Genomic DNA, 13,471 nt, shown 5'->3' on the forward strand with positions numbered 1-13,471 from the left:
CTTAATCTCCCCTTTTTTTGGATTTCAACAAATTTTGCGTAAAGCGGTCCAGCACGATCGCGAGTACGACGACGGCCAGACCGGCTTCGAAGCCTTGACCGATTTTAAGCTGGGTCACGGCCCGGTAAACGGTGGCCCCGATTCCCTGCGCGCCGATCATGGACGCGATGACGACCATGGACAGCGACAGCATGATCGTTTGGTTCACCCCGGCCATCAGCGTCGGCATCGCCAAAGGCAGCTCGACCTTAAACAGCTTCTGCCAGGACGTGGAGCCGAAAGCGTTGGCCGCTTCGGTTAATTCGCCGGACACCTGCTTGATGCCCAGATAGGTTAGCCGAATTGTCGGCGGGATCGCAAAAATGACCGAGGCGATGACGCCGGGAACGACCCCCAGACTGAAAAAGGTAACGGCCGGCAGCAAATACACGAACGCCGGCATCGTCTGCATGAAATCAAGCAGCGGTGCGATGATCCGGTGGGTAACTTTGCTGTAGGCGCTCCAAATCCCGATCGGAATCCCCAGCAGGATCGAAATCAGCCCCGACGTGATGACAAGGCCAAGCGTGTTCATCGTTTCTTGCCAATAACCGAGGTTATCGATCAGCAGAAAACCGATCACCGTAAACAAGGCAAGCTTCCATTTGCCGATCAAATAAGCGAGAATGCCGATGATTGCGATAAACAGAAGCGGGTGAGGCAGCAAAAACAAACCGGCAAAGAAATTCACGATCGATTCGATCACCAGGGACAAGCCGTCGAAAAATCCTCCCAAATACGTGCTCATCCAATCGACGATCGACTCAATCCAGTCGGCTAGCGGCAACTTCGGAATCGAGTTCATGACCGGTCACCTCCTTCGTCTCATGATGAGTTTCTCCGGCAAGCGCGCCGAGCACGGCGCCGCGCACGATAACGCCAAGCAGGCGTTCCTGTTCGTCCACAACCGCCAGCGGCACTTTGGACGAGCTAGTGACCTCGAACAAATCGCTCAGCACGGTATCCGGCATAACCCGCGGACCGTCCTGAATCAGGATGTCGCTGAGCGAAGCTCCGGTTTTCGCCGCGGACGAGGCGTCCTCGGCGGTAATGACGCCGAGCAGGCGCTTGCTGCGGTCGATGACAAACAGGTTGGAGATTCCCCGTTCGCGCATCAGCTCCAGGGCCACCCGCGGCCCGCGGTCCGGGTAAATCGTCTCCGGACGCCGCATCACGCGCGCGGCGGTCAGCACTTTGGACAGATCGACGTCTTCGATGAACCGCTCGACGTAGCGGTCGGCCGGGTTCGTCAGCATTTCCTCCGGCGTTCCGATCTGCACCAGCGCGCCGTCCTTCATGAGCGCGATCCGGTCGCCGATGCGCAGCGCTTCGTCCAGATCGTGCGTAATAAAGACGATCGTTTTTTTCATTCTTTCCTGCAGCTCGAGCAGTTCGTCCTGCATGTCGCGGCGAATCAACGGATCCAGCGCGCTGAACGCTTCGTCCATCAGCAAAATCTCCGGGTCGTTGGCCAGCGCCCGGGCCAGACCGACCCGCTGCTGCATGCCGCCGCTAAGCTGCTCGGGATATTGATTTTCCCAGCCCTTCAGTCCGACGAGCTCCAGCGCCTGCATTGCTTTTTCCTTCCGATCGCTTTTGTTTACTTTTTGAACTTCAAGCCCGTATTCCACGTTTTGCAGCACCGTGCGGTGCGGGAACAAGGCGAATTTCTGGAACACCATGCCGATCGATTTTCTCCGCACTTCGCGAAGCTGCGATTTATTCATTTTCAGCAAGTCCTGTCCGTGCAGCAGAATTTCACCTGCCGTAGGTTCGATGAGCCGGTTCAGCATCCGCACAAGCGTCGATTTGCCGCTGCCGGACAGGCCCATGATGACGAAAATTTCCCCTTCGCGGATATCCAGGCTCACCTGGCCGACGCCAATCGTAATGCCTTTCTCTTTAAGCAGGCGTTCTTTCGTATAACCTTGCTTCAGCAAAGGTATGCCCTGCTCCGCGTGCGGGCCAAACAATTTGCTTACTTCATGGACACGCAATATTTCCTTACTCATATATTCACTCCTCTTCTTAACAACTTTGCCCTCCGATGCCTGACTTCGCTGCAGCAAAAAGCAAGGCGAAGCGGTCAGCATCGCATCAACCTATGTATAACAGTCTAACAGGTAAAACAAACATATATCAAAGCTCAAATCCGTACGTAAGGAACGTACAGAAAAAACTGAACGTAACGAATCTACAGATAACTCTCGTATGCTCCCATATCCTGCCGAAGTCGCTTCTTTACATTTCGGCAGGCTTTCCTTAAGATAGAATAAGCGTTAGACTACGCAGTGTTAGATGGCGCCAACACCATAGAATCATGGTTCGCAATGAATAGGAGGTTGCAAGCATGAGCTTGGACCAGCTCACGGAAGAACAGCATGCGTCATTAATGAAGGTACGCAAGCGTGTTATAGAAGCGATTGGCAGAAATATGGACTTATATGGCATTTCTCTATCAACGGGCCATTTGTACGGGCTGCTTTTTTTTGCGGATAAGCCGATGACCCTGGATGAGATGGGCGTCGAAATGAGTATGAGCAAGACCAGCATGAGCACGGGCGTGCGAACGCTGCTTGATCTCAAAATGGTGAATAAAGTATGGGAGAAAGGCTCGCGCAAGGACTTATATGTAGTCGAATACGATTGGTATCAGACGTTTACGGACTTTTTTGCCATTAAATGGAGAAAAGCCGTGGAAGGCAACATTCTGGTGCTGCGCCGTTCCCTGGATGAATTGAACCGCTGTCTGGCGAGCGAGCCGGAAGGACCGCTTCGCAAGGTGCTGGAGGAAGATGCTCGCAAAATGAGGGAAGCGGTAAAATATTACGAGTGGCTGGACCGTTTGATCGATACGATGGAAAGCGGGGACATCTACCAGCTCGTACCTAAACCTGAATAATACGCGCTTTATTGTAAAAAAACGCTTATTCCCGGCCTGTAGATAGGCCGAAGGGAATAAGCGTTTTTAATATACCCCGATGTTGTCCAGCATGATTTTGGCCGGGCCGCCATTCAAGCGGAAGGCCAGGCGGGTAATGCCGGGCGACGGGTCAAAGCCCGGCTTCGCCGCGGCGAAGGCCGCTAACGGCAGGCGGCAGGTTTGGAATACCGCTTCGGTCGGATGCTTGTATTTGCCTTCCGACAGGTTCCGTTCCAGCCACGGATGAATTGTGAAAGTGGTCTCCGGAAGCGGAGCCCTGTCCATAAATGCGGACAATGGCAGGACGGCGGATGTGCCATGGCCGTCGGTCAGCTCTACGCTGATCTCCGCAGAAGCGGCCGCATCGGCAGCCCCCGAATCGTTTGGTTCAAGTTCATGGTTTAAGGCCGCCAATGAAAAGGACAACCATTCGGGAGCGGACCCGCCCGGCCCGGGAACGGGGGCGCCTTGCTCCCATTGCAGAGCGTAAACGGAGCCGGCGCCGCCCCTTGCCACGCTTTCGCTGCGCTCCAGCACGATGCCGCGGGTCGGTTTGCTGACGTTGTGCCGGTTTTTGGCGTTTTGCTCCGTCCAGATGAGGCCGCTGGCCTCCGCTTTTCCGCCGCCGGGAATCGACGCCCTGTTTGTGTCCTCGTCAAAGCGGGCCCATGGGATAAATGATCCGCTCTCAAACCGGTTATAATAGTCCGTATCCGGCAGCCAGGACATTCCGGCGCGATAGTCCTGAAACAAGGCAAGGTATGACTCTTGCTCCTGTTGTTCCTGCTCCTGCCGCTGCAGCGTTTCCTCCAAAAATGCGGAAATGTACACCTTCGCGATTTCCCGCTGCTCGTCGGGAGCCAGCATGCCGCTTCGGCTAAGCAGGATGCCTTTCGGATAACTGACATCGCTGGCCCCCCAGCTGCTGTTAAACTGGCTGTGGTTGGCGTCGGCGATATAGAGCGAAGCTTTGAATTTGTCCGACCCGCGGGAAAACGTGGTCCTCATGTACTGGCGGTCGCCGTCGAAATCGTTGACATCGCCGTCCCGGGCGCCCTGCAGCGTCAAGTAGCTGACTTCCCGCAGCCTGGTGTATTTGTTGTCCACCTTTTTGTCGGTGGGGGCAATGGCAACCGCGGCTTGAATCCGGAACGAGTCCAGGTTTTGCAGCGTCGCATCGGAACCGAACCAATTCCGGTAATCGGCGGCCATGGCGGCCGCTTGCCCTCCGCGCGAATGGCCGATCAGGGCGATTTGTCCGAAGTCGATTTTCCCGTATAACGGATTGCCCGGCTCGGCGGCAAACTCTCCGATTTGCTGCAAATGCTTCAGCAGCATCCAGGCGCGCACCTTCATATCATTGTCGGGAATCCCCGACCATGCCGAATAGTTCAAAAAGTTTTCGTCCACCGAAACGGCCACATATCCCCGGCTGGCCAAAAGCTCGCCCAAATAAGCGTATCCCCCGTCGGAAAAGTCCTCCATCAAATGGTTGCCGTGAACGATCAGAACGAGCGAATAGGGGCCGGCGTACCCCGAATTTCCTTTGCCCGCATCCGGCATCCATACCCGGCCGTTGACGGGAAGCGCGCGCTGGTCATAACCCCAAAACCAGGTGCGGAGCCTCGGCCAGTTTTTAATGTAAGCGGAGGCGTCAACGGATGCGGACCGCAGATCCGTCTCTTTCCCGAATTCCGGCTGCCAGCGGTCTTTACCGCTCCCATAATATAATGTAGAAACTCGATAAGGTCCCGGATTGGCCGGATTATCGGCCGGTTCGAAAGCGCCGGAAGCGGTAAGGGAAGCCGGCATAAGATCGGTTTGCGGCGAAACCTCCGGCCAGACGGCGGCGGTAAGTCCAAACAGCGCAAGCGCCGCAAGCAGGCCGGTTTTGGCGCGAAGCGGGACACGCAGGCGGACGATCCATGCGGCAATCAAGCCGGCGATGGCTCCGGCCAGCGTCGCCGCGCCGGATATTACCGCCGCAGCGGCAAGAGGCACATCATTATAATAGAAGATGAAAAAAATGACGATCAGATCATACAACACGGTTCCCGCAAACAGGCGGGGGACCGGTATTCCGATCAGCGCCAGCAGGGCCGCGGCCGCGTGCGCGGCGGCGAACATTCCCATCGTCCCCGTCAATACGAACAGCAGCATGTCGAAGGCGGACCCGAGGCCTGTAGGCATGCCCAAAGCCAGCAGCATAAAAGCCAACATACCCGCGCCCCATGGACCGGCTGCGGCAAAACGCCAATAGGCGGTATCGTACCGGTAAGCGCCTTGAATCCGGCGGATCAGCCGGTAACGCAGCATCGGTTTCTGCAGAACAAGTTCGGTTAGTACCTGTAGTTCCATAATTCCCCCAAACCGGTTTAGACTTCTGACGTTATTGTAACATGCCGGGCATGGACGGAGGAACAGGGGCAAACTGTCTTTCGCTTAGGTTCGCAGGTTAACGGCGTTCTAGCGGCCGCGGCCGGCGCCGGAGCGAAACCGCACCGCTGACCAGACGATCAGCAGGGTCAGCACGGCGAGACAGACCGATATGCTGATCCGGTTTTGCGCGTCAAACAAAAACATCAGGGCGATGACCGATAAGCAGATAATCGTTAAGATCGTAATATAGGGATATCCCCAGACTTTAAAGCCCGGCGTTCCCGGATAGGATTTGCGCAGCTTAAGCTGGGACAAGCAGATCGTAATCCAAACGAGCACCACGACGAAACCCGGCACGGCCATCAGCAGGCGAAATAAGCCGGCTTGATTCAAATAGGCGACCAGCGAACCGAGGATCAGCACGCTGCCGCAGAGCTTCAGGCTGTTGACCGGAACCCCTTGGGCCGAAATTCGGGCGAGTAAAGCCGGAGCTTCGCCGCCCGCCGCCATGGAGTGGAGCATGCGGGTAGCGCCGTAAATGCCGGAATTGGCGGCCGACAAAACGGCCGTAATCAGGATGAAATTCATCAGGTGCGCCGAGCCCTGCAAACCGGCGGATGCCAGCACCTGGACGAACGGGCTGGTCTGTTCGTTCAGGCTGTTCCACGGGACCAGTCCGCAGATGATGAGAATCGGCAGCGTATAAAACAGGACGACGCGCAAAATAAAGCTTTTGACGACCCGGGGCAGCACCTTTTCGGCATTTTGCGCTTCCGATAACGTCAGCCCGATCAGCTCGGAGCCGCCGTAAGAGAACATGACGACCAGCAGGGCCGAGAAAATGGCGGTCCAGCCGTGAGGGAAAAAGCCGCCGTAAGCGGTGTAGTTGTACGGGAACGGTGCCCCGTCCCCGGGAATCCAGCCGAACAGGATGGCCGCGCCCAGCACGATGAACACCACGATCATGGCGATTTTGATGCCGGCGAGCCAAAATTCGAATTCCCCGTATCCGCCGACGCTCATCGTGTTGACGGCCAGGATGAAGGCCGCGCTGGCCAGGCTCAAAACCCAGAGCGGCACGCCCGGGAGCCAAAACTGCAGGAAGCTGCCGGCGGCGATGACCTCGATGACGCAGACGGCCAGCCACATAAAGCAATACAGCCAGCCGATGATAAAAGATACCCGTTCCCCAAACGCTTGGCGGATGAAGTCTTTCATATTCCGGCCCGGATAAACGGTGGCCATTTCGGCGATCGCCCCCATCACGACAAGCAGCAGCAAGCCGGCGAAAACGTAGGAAAAAATGACGCCTGGACCGGCCAGGCTTACCGTTTCCGCGCTGCCTTTGAAAATGCCGGTGCCGATCACGCCGCCCATCGCCATAAAACTGATATGGCGCGGCAGCAATTTTTTTTGCAAAGTGGTTTGGTTGTTGGATTTCATAACGCTAAAGGCCCCCTGAAAAGGATGTTGGTCGTAAATGGATATTTACTAATCTTACTGCAAAATGGCGGAGATAGGAAATGACAAACCTCGTCTTTTGTCTTGACAAATATTTTACAGCCGGGGTTTAATAGGTAAATAGTTTTCGCATAAATGTGAACAAAGAAAGGCGAACTCCATGAATACGCATCTCAAAAACATTCATCCTTTATCCTGGACTATTATTGTTGGCACGATCTTTGGCCGGATGGCCACATCCATGAGCATTCCGTTCTTGTCCATTTATTTGATCAAATCGATGGGCGCGACCGCCTCGGAAACCGGGATCGTCGTCGCCGTCAGTTCGCTGATCGGCGTGTTCGCCAGCTTTTACGGAGGATACATCTCGGACGTCATTGGACGAAAAAGAGTGCTGTATATATCCATTTTCGGCTGGGCGCTCGTGTTCGTCGGCTTTGCTTTGGCGGACAAGGTATGGGTATTTTTCGTCATGAACGCGCTCAACGGGCTGTGCCGGGCGATGTTCGAGCCGACCTCGCGGGCGCTGCTGGCCGACATTACGACGCAGGAGAGCAAGATACTCGTATTTAACCTTCGTTACGCGGCGATCAATCTGGGCGTGGTCATCGGGCCGATTCTCGGCATGCAGCTCGGCGCTTCGGAATCGGGCATCGCTTTTTATTTTGCCGGCCTCGTCTATTTCCTGTACGGCATCGTGCTGCTGATCCAGTTCATGGCCCATAAAAATATCGGCACCGCCGAACGGGGGGCCGGCGAGCGCCTGACATTAAAAGGGGCCCTGCAGGTGACCGGCCGGGATCGGACGTTTGTGTACGTACTGATCGGGATGATCTTTTGCGTGCTGGGCTACGGCCATTTCGACTCCACGTTGGCGCAGTATATGGAAATGAGCCCGGATATCGAAAACGGGGCCAAGTGGTTCAGCTATATGCTGTCGCTCAATGCGATCGTCGTATTGGCCGTGCAGTTTCCGCTCGTCCGGTTGGCCAGCCGTTTTTCGCCGATCGTCCCGATCATCGCCGGCAATTTGTTCGTTTCTTGCAGTTTGCTTCTGTTCGGATCGTTCCATACGATTTGGGCGTTTATCCTCGGGGTCGTTATCTTTACGATCGGGGAAGTGCTGATGTTTACGATGACGGATGTGCTGGTCGACCAGATCGCCAAGCCGGAGCTGCGCGGCACTTATTTCGGCGTTTTCGGGTTCAACAACCTGGGGAACACGCTGGCCCCGCTGCTCGGCGGATTTTTGCTGGATTCGCTGGGCGCCGGGGCGGCGCTGCCCATTTTCGCGATCCTTGCCTTGACGACCGCCTGCGGCGTGCCGTTTCTGCTGTTGGCCAACCGCCATTCGGGGGACGGCAGGCCGGCCAAAGCGGCCGAAGCCGCCGAGGCTGCGGCGCAAAGCTAAGACGGCGCTGGCCACGGCCAGCTCGGCTAAGAGCTCCGTTGCTATACGGCAACGTGTGACTATGTTTCGCCCCGGTGCCTTTTGTAATACTGCGTTGGCGAGACGCCGGCGTATTTTTTGAACAGCTTGCTGAAATGATACGGATCGTCCAGCCCTGTCAAATACCCGATTTCGCCGAAGCTGAGATGGGTCGCCTCGATCAGTTCCTTGGCATGGTTAATGCGGATCAGGTTCACGTAGCGCATGATGCTGTGCCCGGTGAACTTGCTGAAAACCCGGTTGATATAGTCGTAGTTGCAGTCGAATTCCTGCTCGATGTCCGAGCTGGTTATTTTGCCGGCATAGTTTTGGTGGATATAATCGAGCAGGGCATGCACTTTGATGAACGATTTGGAGTTGTTTCTAGGGTCCGCCTGCAGCGTGTTCATAAAATGCTCCCGGGACACCTCGATCAGCCATTCGGTCAGCTTCAGCGCGGTCAGCCCCCGGTTGAAATATTTGCGTCTGTACAGCTGCAGCATGTCGTTCATCGCATGGAAGGACAGCGGCTGGCTGTTTTTGGACAAGGTGTAGGCTTTGGGAAAATAACAAAGCGGGCTGCCCGGCCCCGACTGCTCGGCGCCTTCCTCCACGATCAAATGCCGGGCCAGCGTGAGCAGATCGGGAATCTCGACGGACTTCATGTCCGGATGCTCAAAATGAATGTAATAATAGTCGCAGGCGCGTTTTTCGATCCCCTCGTGCTCCAAGTCCGGTTCAAGGATGAACACATCCCCTTTTTTCAATATATATGGAACCCCGTTCTCCCGGATATGCAATTCCCCGCTTTTAATAAAGTACAAAATATGCTCATTGATCGTTCTTTTAAAATGAATCCACGGATTCGGGTAAGAAACGAACCCCATCAGTTTGATTTTGGGCATCACCTCGATGTTGATGGCAAGCATACGGATATCCCCCTTGGGCAAAATGAAAAAGTCGTTTTTGTACAAAAAGAGTATGTGTTAGGCATTCCCGTTCATTCTATCACAGCCTATACTGGAGTAGAAATTGAAAGCGATTTTGTGTGAAGAGGTGAGGCAGCATGGGAAAGTTGAAAATCGGCGTGATCGGTTTGGGCGGAATTGCGGGGGCTCACATCGCCGGTATTTTGGCCAGCCCGGACGCGGAAGTATGGTCCATTTGCGATGCCAATAAGGAGGCCCTGGCGAAGCGGGGAGAAGAGCTGAATATTCCCGCAGCGCGGAGATATGAAAGTTACTTGCGGCTGCTTGACGACCCCGAGCTGGATGCCGTGACGATCGCCACGCCGAACCAAAGCCACTTTGCGATCGCCCGGGAGGCGATCCGGCAGCGCAAGCCGTTTGCCCTGGAGAAGCCGGTATCCCTTGATACGCGCGAGGCGGCCGAATTGCGCGACGCAATCGCGGCCGCACCGCTGCCCCACATGGTATGTTTCAGCTACCGCTACAAAAAAGCGGTCAGATATGCCAAGGCGCTGCTCAGCCAGGGGCGTTTGGGCGTAATTAAACATGTGTACAGCCAGTATCTCCAAGGCTGGGGGCTGGACGAACGCATCCCGCTGGTCTGGAGATTCCGCAAAGATCTGGCCGGCTCCGGAGCGCTGGGCGATCTGGGCTCGCATATCCTTGATCTGCAGCGCCTCCTGGTCGGCAACGTCGAGCGGGCGATCGCCGACGCGGACACGATCGTGAAAGAGCGCGCTTTGCTGGACGGCGAAGGCAAAGGCGAGGTCGATGTCGACGACTTCTGCCATGTGCTGGCCCGGCTCAGCGGCGGCGTTTCCGCGACGATGGCGATCTCTAGGTTCGCTTACGGGCGGGGCAATTACCAGCGGATGGAGATTTACGGCAGCGCCGGGGCGCTCGTTTACGATTTGGAGGAAGAGGATGCCCTTTATGTCCGCTTCGACGAAGACGGAGACAAAGATTTCCGCAAAGTCGACATCCCGGATTCCTATCAGGCCGGTCAGATTCAGTCGTTTATCAACCTCGTTCTGGGCAAGGGCGACGGATTTGACGCCACGCTGGAAGACGGTTATATGAACCAACGAACGATCGACTCCATCATCGCTTCGTTTACGGAAGAGAAATGGATCACTATTCAGCAGGAGGATGTTTGGCATGTCAACCATTAAGGTAACGGTATGGAACGAGTTTCGTCACGAGAAACTTAGTGATCAGGTCAAAGCGATTTATCCCGAAGGCATTCATATGGCGATCGCGGGTTATTTGAAGAACAATGAAGATTACGAGGTGAAGACGGCCGTCCTTGACGATCCGGAGCATGGACTGACCGATGATGTGCTGGATCAAACGGACGTGTTGATTTGGTGGGGGCATGTGGCCCATGATGAAGTCAGCGACGAAGTGGTGGAAAAGGTGCGGCAAAAAGTGCTCGGCGGGATGGGGCTGATCGTGCTCCATTCCGGACACGCTTCGAAAATATTCCGGAAGCTGATGGGAACGAACACAGAATTGCTGAAATGGCGCGAAGACGGGAAGAAGGAACGGATTTGGGTGATCGAGCCGGGTCATCCGATCGCCCGCGGCCTCGGGGAATACATCGAAATCCCGAACGAAGAAATGTACGGGGAGCGGTTTGAAATCCCGGAGCCGGACGAGCTTGTCTTCATCTCCTGGTTTGAGGGCGGAGAAGTGTTCCGCAGCGGCTGCTGCTACCGCAGGGGGCAGGGAAAGATCTTCTATTTCAGACCGGGCCATGAAACGTTCCCGATCTATCATCAGCCAGAAGTGCTCAAAGTGATTTCGAACGCGGTGGATTGGGCCGCTCCGGTTCAAGGACCGACGCCGGTTTACGGGAACACCGCGCCGCTGGAGAACATCTAAGCATAGACTTGCGAAAAGCAGAAAAGCCAACCGCCTTCGTGCCAATGCGGTTGGCTTTTCTTTTCATAACGCGATTGAAGTTGAATGCTTATTTTAACGCTCCGATTGCTGTTGGCCTTGGCCGAATGCCGCTTTGGCATCTTCCGCCATTTCTTTGGCAAACTCTTCTCTTTCCTTGCTCGGAACCGGCATTTTGTTGAACTCGTCTCTTTGCACTTCATATTTGCTAGGACCTTGAGACTTTTTCTCCATACTGCTACCCTCCTTCGAGCTCCCGATAAGTCAACAGTAGGGTGCGTTGGCATGATGGGTTTTATGCATGGTAAAAGCGTTTCGGCTTAGGCCCTTGATTATTTTTTGAGTTGTTTCGGCCAAATGAAATATGTGACGGTAATGACCAAATCCACACACAGTACAACACCCCACACTCGCAGCACCCCAAGCAAAGCTTCGGTCCGGCTGGAATCGTTGATGAAATAAATCATCCCGGCGAGCAGCAGACCTCCGATCAGAAACGCGAGGATGTGACGGATAAATCCTTTCAATTCATGTTTGGCATGGTCCATGCCGTAACGCTTTTCCGGCTTGGCGGCTTCCTCTTTGGCCACGTAGTAGCGGAACTTGGCGTCGGCCCAGTCTATCATGCTTTTTCCGCAGGCGATCGATACCCCGATATATACGGCGGCAAGCGCATGGGCCGTCGTGGCCGTTGCCCCGTTGTACAGGTCGACGCCGGTAATGACGAACAGGATCAGGTCGATGACCGGAGTCAGAGCAAGCAAGGCCAACCCCAGCTTGGGTCTTTTCCATAAATAACGAACGATTAATCCTGCGGCAATGACCACCCAAAAGGCGATTTCGCAGGCGACGATTGTCCAGGCCACCGTGTTCATGCGTGTTTTCCCTCCTGCAATTTGCAAAGTCTTGAAGTATTGTAGCATCCTTATTTATTTAATACAACTGTATTTAATAAATTGTGTTGTTGGCCCAGGGCTGGTAAACTGAAGATATGCCAAAACAAGTAGATCATGATCAAAGAAAACAAACGATCGCCGAAGCGACGTGGCGGGTTATTTTGCAGCAGGGGATGGAAGGGGCGTCGGTGCGCAATATCGCCAAGGAGGCGGGGATGTCGGCCGGCGCGCTGCGCCATGATTTTTCCTCGCAGGAGGAACTGCTTCGCTATGCCATGAATTTGGTGAAGGAGAAGGCGGCGGCCCGGATTAACGAGATCGCTGAGCTGGACCTGCCGCCGAAGAAGAAAGTGCTGAGATTATTGCTGGAGATCGTGCCGACCCGCGAGGAAACCAGGGCGGAAATGGAGGTGTGGCTGGCGTTTACGTCCTATTTCCGGCACAAGCAGCCCGGCTTTGACGCGCAGCATGACGGGATACATCAAATGATGCGGCAGATCATCGCTTATTTGGGTGAGCAGGGGCTGCTGAATGCGGGAGCGGATCAAGAGCTGGAGGCGGAGCGGTTGTACGCCCTGATCGACGGCATCGCGCTCCATGCGCTGCTCGATCCGCAGCGGCTGGGCGCGGACAAGATCAGCCGCATCCTGGTGCATCACCTGGACTCGATAATGAATGTGGCCGAGATGTAGGCGGACTGGGCGGGAGCCGTTACGCCGCTACGGCTTATGCCCGCGGGCCAGAGCTATTTGTTTTTCCGCGACAAATTCAGCAGGGACAAGCCGAAAAACAAAACTGTAGTCCCGAGCAAAATGACGATGCTTAGCCAGTTCTCCACCGTGTAGCCGCCGAAATGATACACCACGCCCATGCGCCGCGTGAACTCCGCCTCCATTCCGGCCGGCGCTCCGGCGAAGGAGATCGCCAGCGGCCGCTCCAGCATTACGCTGCGAATGAGCATGCCGGCGTGCGATACGGGAAATGCCTTGATGACCCATTGCACCGCTTCCGGCAGGCTGCCCATCGGCACGTAAATGCCGGTCAGGAAGCCGCTCAGCGTTCCGATCACCGTGCTGGCCGCCGAGAAGGCGTTTTGGCTGCGCAAAAACGTGAGGAAAAATACGATCGAGCTGCTGGACAGCTTCATGATGTTCAAAATGCAGCTTTTGCTGATCCGCACAAAATCGGCCCGGGCGAATTGCTGCTCCAGCTCGTAAAGCCGCAGACTGCATTCATAAACGTCCTCCTCGCAATAAGCGAACGTTTTGTCGTCGATGGACTCGAAATAGTAGATGTCCTCGGGCCGCAGCGGATAGGTTGCGCCGTCCTTTTTTCCCGTGATGGAAAAGCCGTAAAGGCGAATTTGCGCGATCAGCTTCTCCAAATCGGCGTCGATCAGCCTGCATTTGATGGTGATTTCCACGTCCTCATGGTCAAGCGATTGGTCGATAATCAATTTCAAAGGGTTCACTCC

General features: G+C 55.3%; 13 protein-coding genes. 5 read left to right on the forward strand and 8 right to left on the reverse strand.

The annotated features are described in order from the left end of the window. Window position 1: 1 nt before the first annotated feature. Window positions 2-844: an ABC transporter permease gene (locus NYE74_RS31145; protein ID WP_155620563.1), complete on the reverse strand. Its 843-nt coding sequence runs from the start codon at window positions 842-844 to the stop codon at window positions 2-4. Beyond that, the gene (locus NYE74_RS31150) at window positions 804-2,051 is read right to left on the reverse strand and encodes a quaternary amine ABC transporter ATP-binding protein (protein WP_036625217.1); all 1,248 of its coding nucleotides are present in this window, start codon (window positions 2,049-2,051) and stop codon (window positions 804-806) included. Before NYE74_RS31150 ends, NYE74_RS31145 begins: the two co-directional genes overlap by 41 nt. A gap of 338 nt (window positions 2,052-2,389) precedes the next feature. Here NYE74_RS31150 and NYE74_RS31155 point away from each other — a divergent pair, with 338 nt between their 5' ends. Beyond that, a complete protein-coding gene (locus NYE74_RS31155; protein WP_213510891.1) occupies window positions 2,390-2,941 on the forward strand; it encodes a GbsR/MarR family transcriptional regulator in 552 nt (183 codons plus the stop codon). A 66-nt stretch (window positions 2,942-3,007) separates the two neighbouring features. On the opposite strand, the gene NYE74_RS31160 is transcribed toward NYE74_RS31155, so the two are convergent. Together NYE74_RS31160 and NYE74_RS31165 are read right to left on the reverse strand one after the other, a co-directional pair. Beyond that, complete coding sequence (locus NYE74_RS31160) at window positions 3,008-5,320, reverse strand: alpha/beta hydrolase family protein (protein WP_316560850.1); 2,313 nt, start codon at window positions 5,318-5,320, stop codon at window positions 3,008-3,010. Window positions 5,321-5,428: 108 nt separating this feature from the next. Continuing rightward, window positions 5,429-6,784: an amino acid permease gene (locus tag NYE74_RS31165; protein WP_036625213.1), complete on the reverse strand. Its 1,356-nt coding sequence runs from the start codon at window positions 6,782-6,784 to the stop codon at window positions 5,429-5,431. A gap of 178 nt (window positions 6,785-6,962) precedes the next feature. Here NYE74_RS31165 and NYE74_RS31170 point away from each other — a divergent pair, with 178 nt between their 5' ends. Next, entirely contained in the window at window positions 6,963-8,213 is a 1,251-nt protein-coding gene (locus NYE74_RS31170) for an MDR family MFS transporter (protein WP_124331781.1), read from the forward strand. Between the two features lie 59 nt (window positions 8,214-8,272). On the opposite strand, the gene NYE74_RS31175 is transcribed toward NYE74_RS31170, so the two are convergent. Then, window positions 8,273-9,160 (reverse strand): AraC family transcriptional regulator, encoded by an 888-nt coding sequence (locus tag NYE74_RS31175; protein WP_124331780.1) that lies wholly within the window; start codon window positions 9,158-9,160, stop codon window positions 8,273-8,275. A 137-nt stretch (window positions 9,161-9,297) separates the two neighbouring features. On the opposite strand from NYE74_RS31175, the gene NYE74_RS31180 reads away from it, so the two are divergent. Both NYE74_RS31180 and NYE74_RS31185 read left to right on the forward strand, forming a co-directional pair. Continuing rightward, the gene (locus tag NYE74_RS31180) at window positions 9,298-10,371 is read left to right on the forward strand and encodes a Gfo/Idh/MocA family protein (RefSeq protein ID WP_036625207.1); all 1,074 of its coding nucleotides are present in this window, start codon (window positions 9,298-9,300) and stop codon (window positions 10,369-10,371) included. Continuing rightward, complete coding sequence (locus NYE74_RS31185) at window positions 10,358-11,083, forward strand: ThuA domain-containing protein (protein WP_316560852.1); 726 nt, start codon at window positions 10,358-10,360, stop codon at window positions 11,081-11,083. The genes NYE74_RS31180 and NYE74_RS31185 overlap by 14 nt, the downstream gene beginning before the upstream one ends. A 93-nt stretch (window positions 11,084-11,176) precedes the next feature. Here the strand turns inward: NYE74_RS31185 and NYE74_RS31190 are convergent, their stop codons facing one another. Then, a complete protein-coding gene (locus tag NYE74_RS31190; protein ID WP_164815300.1) occupies window positions 11,177-11,335 on the reverse strand; it encodes a hypothetical protein in 159 nt (52 codons plus the stop codon). A gap of 98 nt (window positions 11,336-11,433) precedes the next feature. Then, window positions 11,434-11,976 (reverse strand): hypothetical protein, encoded by a 543-nt coding sequence (locus tag NYE74_RS31195; RefSeq protein ID WP_036625203.1) that lies wholly within the window; start codon window positions 11,974-11,976, stop codon window positions 11,434-11,436. Window positions 11,977-12,092: 116 nt separating this feature from the next. Between NYE74_RS31195 and NYE74_RS31200 the strand changes: the two genes are divergently transcribed. Next, window positions 12,093-12,689 (forward strand): TetR/AcrR family transcriptional regulator, encoded by a 597-nt coding sequence (locus NYE74_RS31200; protein WP_213510894.1) that lies wholly within the window; start codon window positions 12,093-12,095, stop codon window positions 12,687-12,689. A gap of 53 nt (window positions 12,690-12,742) precedes the next feature. Here the strand turns inward: NYE74_RS31200 and NYE74_RS31205 are convergent, their stop codons facing one another. Then, window positions 12,743-13,459: a LytTR family transcriptional regulator DNA-binding domain-containing protein gene (locus tag NYE74_RS31205; protein WP_341005497.1), complete on the reverse strand. Its 717-nt coding sequence runs from the start codon at window positions 13,457-13,459 to the stop codon at window positions 12,743-12,745. Window positions 13,460-13,471 lie beyond the last annotated feature (12 nt).

The organism is Paenibacillus sp. FSL P4-0127 (assembly GCF_038007325.1).
In the GTDB taxonomy this organism is placed as follows: domain Bacteria; phylum Bacillota; class Bacilli; order Paenibacillales; family Paenibacillaceae; genus Fontibacillus; species Fontibacillus macerans.

Coding starts and splice junctions, on each gene's coding strand:
- NYE74_RS31200 (WP_213510894.1), top strand. CDS start 12,093: ATGCCAAAACAAGTAGATCATGATCAAAGAAAACAAACGATCGCCGAA.
- NYE74_RS31145 (WP_155620563.1), bottom strand. CDS start 844: ATGAACTCGATTCCGAAGTTGCCGCTAGCCGACTGGATTGAGTCGATC.
- NYE74_RS31165 (WP_036625213.1), bottom strand. CDS start 6,784: ATGAAATCCAACAACCAAACCACTTTGCAAAAAAAATTGCTGCCGCGC.
- NYE74_RS31170 (WP_124331781.1), top strand. CDS start 6,963: ATGAATACGCATCTCAAAAACATTCATCCTTTATCCTGGACTATTATT.
- NYE74_RS31155 (WP_213510891.1), top strand. CDS start 2,390: ATGAGCTTGGACCAGCTCACGGAAGAACAGCATGCGTCATTAATGAAG.
- NYE74_RS31195 (WP_036625203.1), bottom strand. CDS start 11,976: ATGAACACGGTGGCCTGGACAATCGTCGCCTGCGAAATCGCCTTTTGG.
- NYE74_RS31175 (WP_124331780.1), bottom strand. CDS start 9,160: ATGCTTGCCATCAACATCGAGGTGATGCCCAAAATCAAACTGATGGGG.
- NYE74_RS31180 (WP_036625207.1), top strand. CDS start 9,298: ATGGGAAAGTTGAAAATCGGCGTGATCGGTTTGGGCGGAATTGCGGGG.
- NYE74_RS31185 (WP_316560852.1), top strand. CDS start 10,358: ATGTCAACCATTAAGGTAACGGTATGGAACGAGTTTCGTCACGAGAAA.
- NYE74_RS31150 (WP_036625217.1), bottom strand. CDS start 2,051: ATGAGTAAGGAAATATTGCGTGTCCATGAAGTAAGCAAATTGTTTGGC.
- NYE74_RS31160 (WP_316560850.1), bottom strand. CDS start 5,320: ATGGAACTACAGGTACTAACCGAACTTGTTCTGCAGAAACCGATGCTG.
- NYE74_RS31190 (WP_164815300.1), bottom strand. CDS start 11,335: ATGGAGAAAAAGTCTCAAGGTCCTAGCAAATATGAAGTGCAAAGAGAC.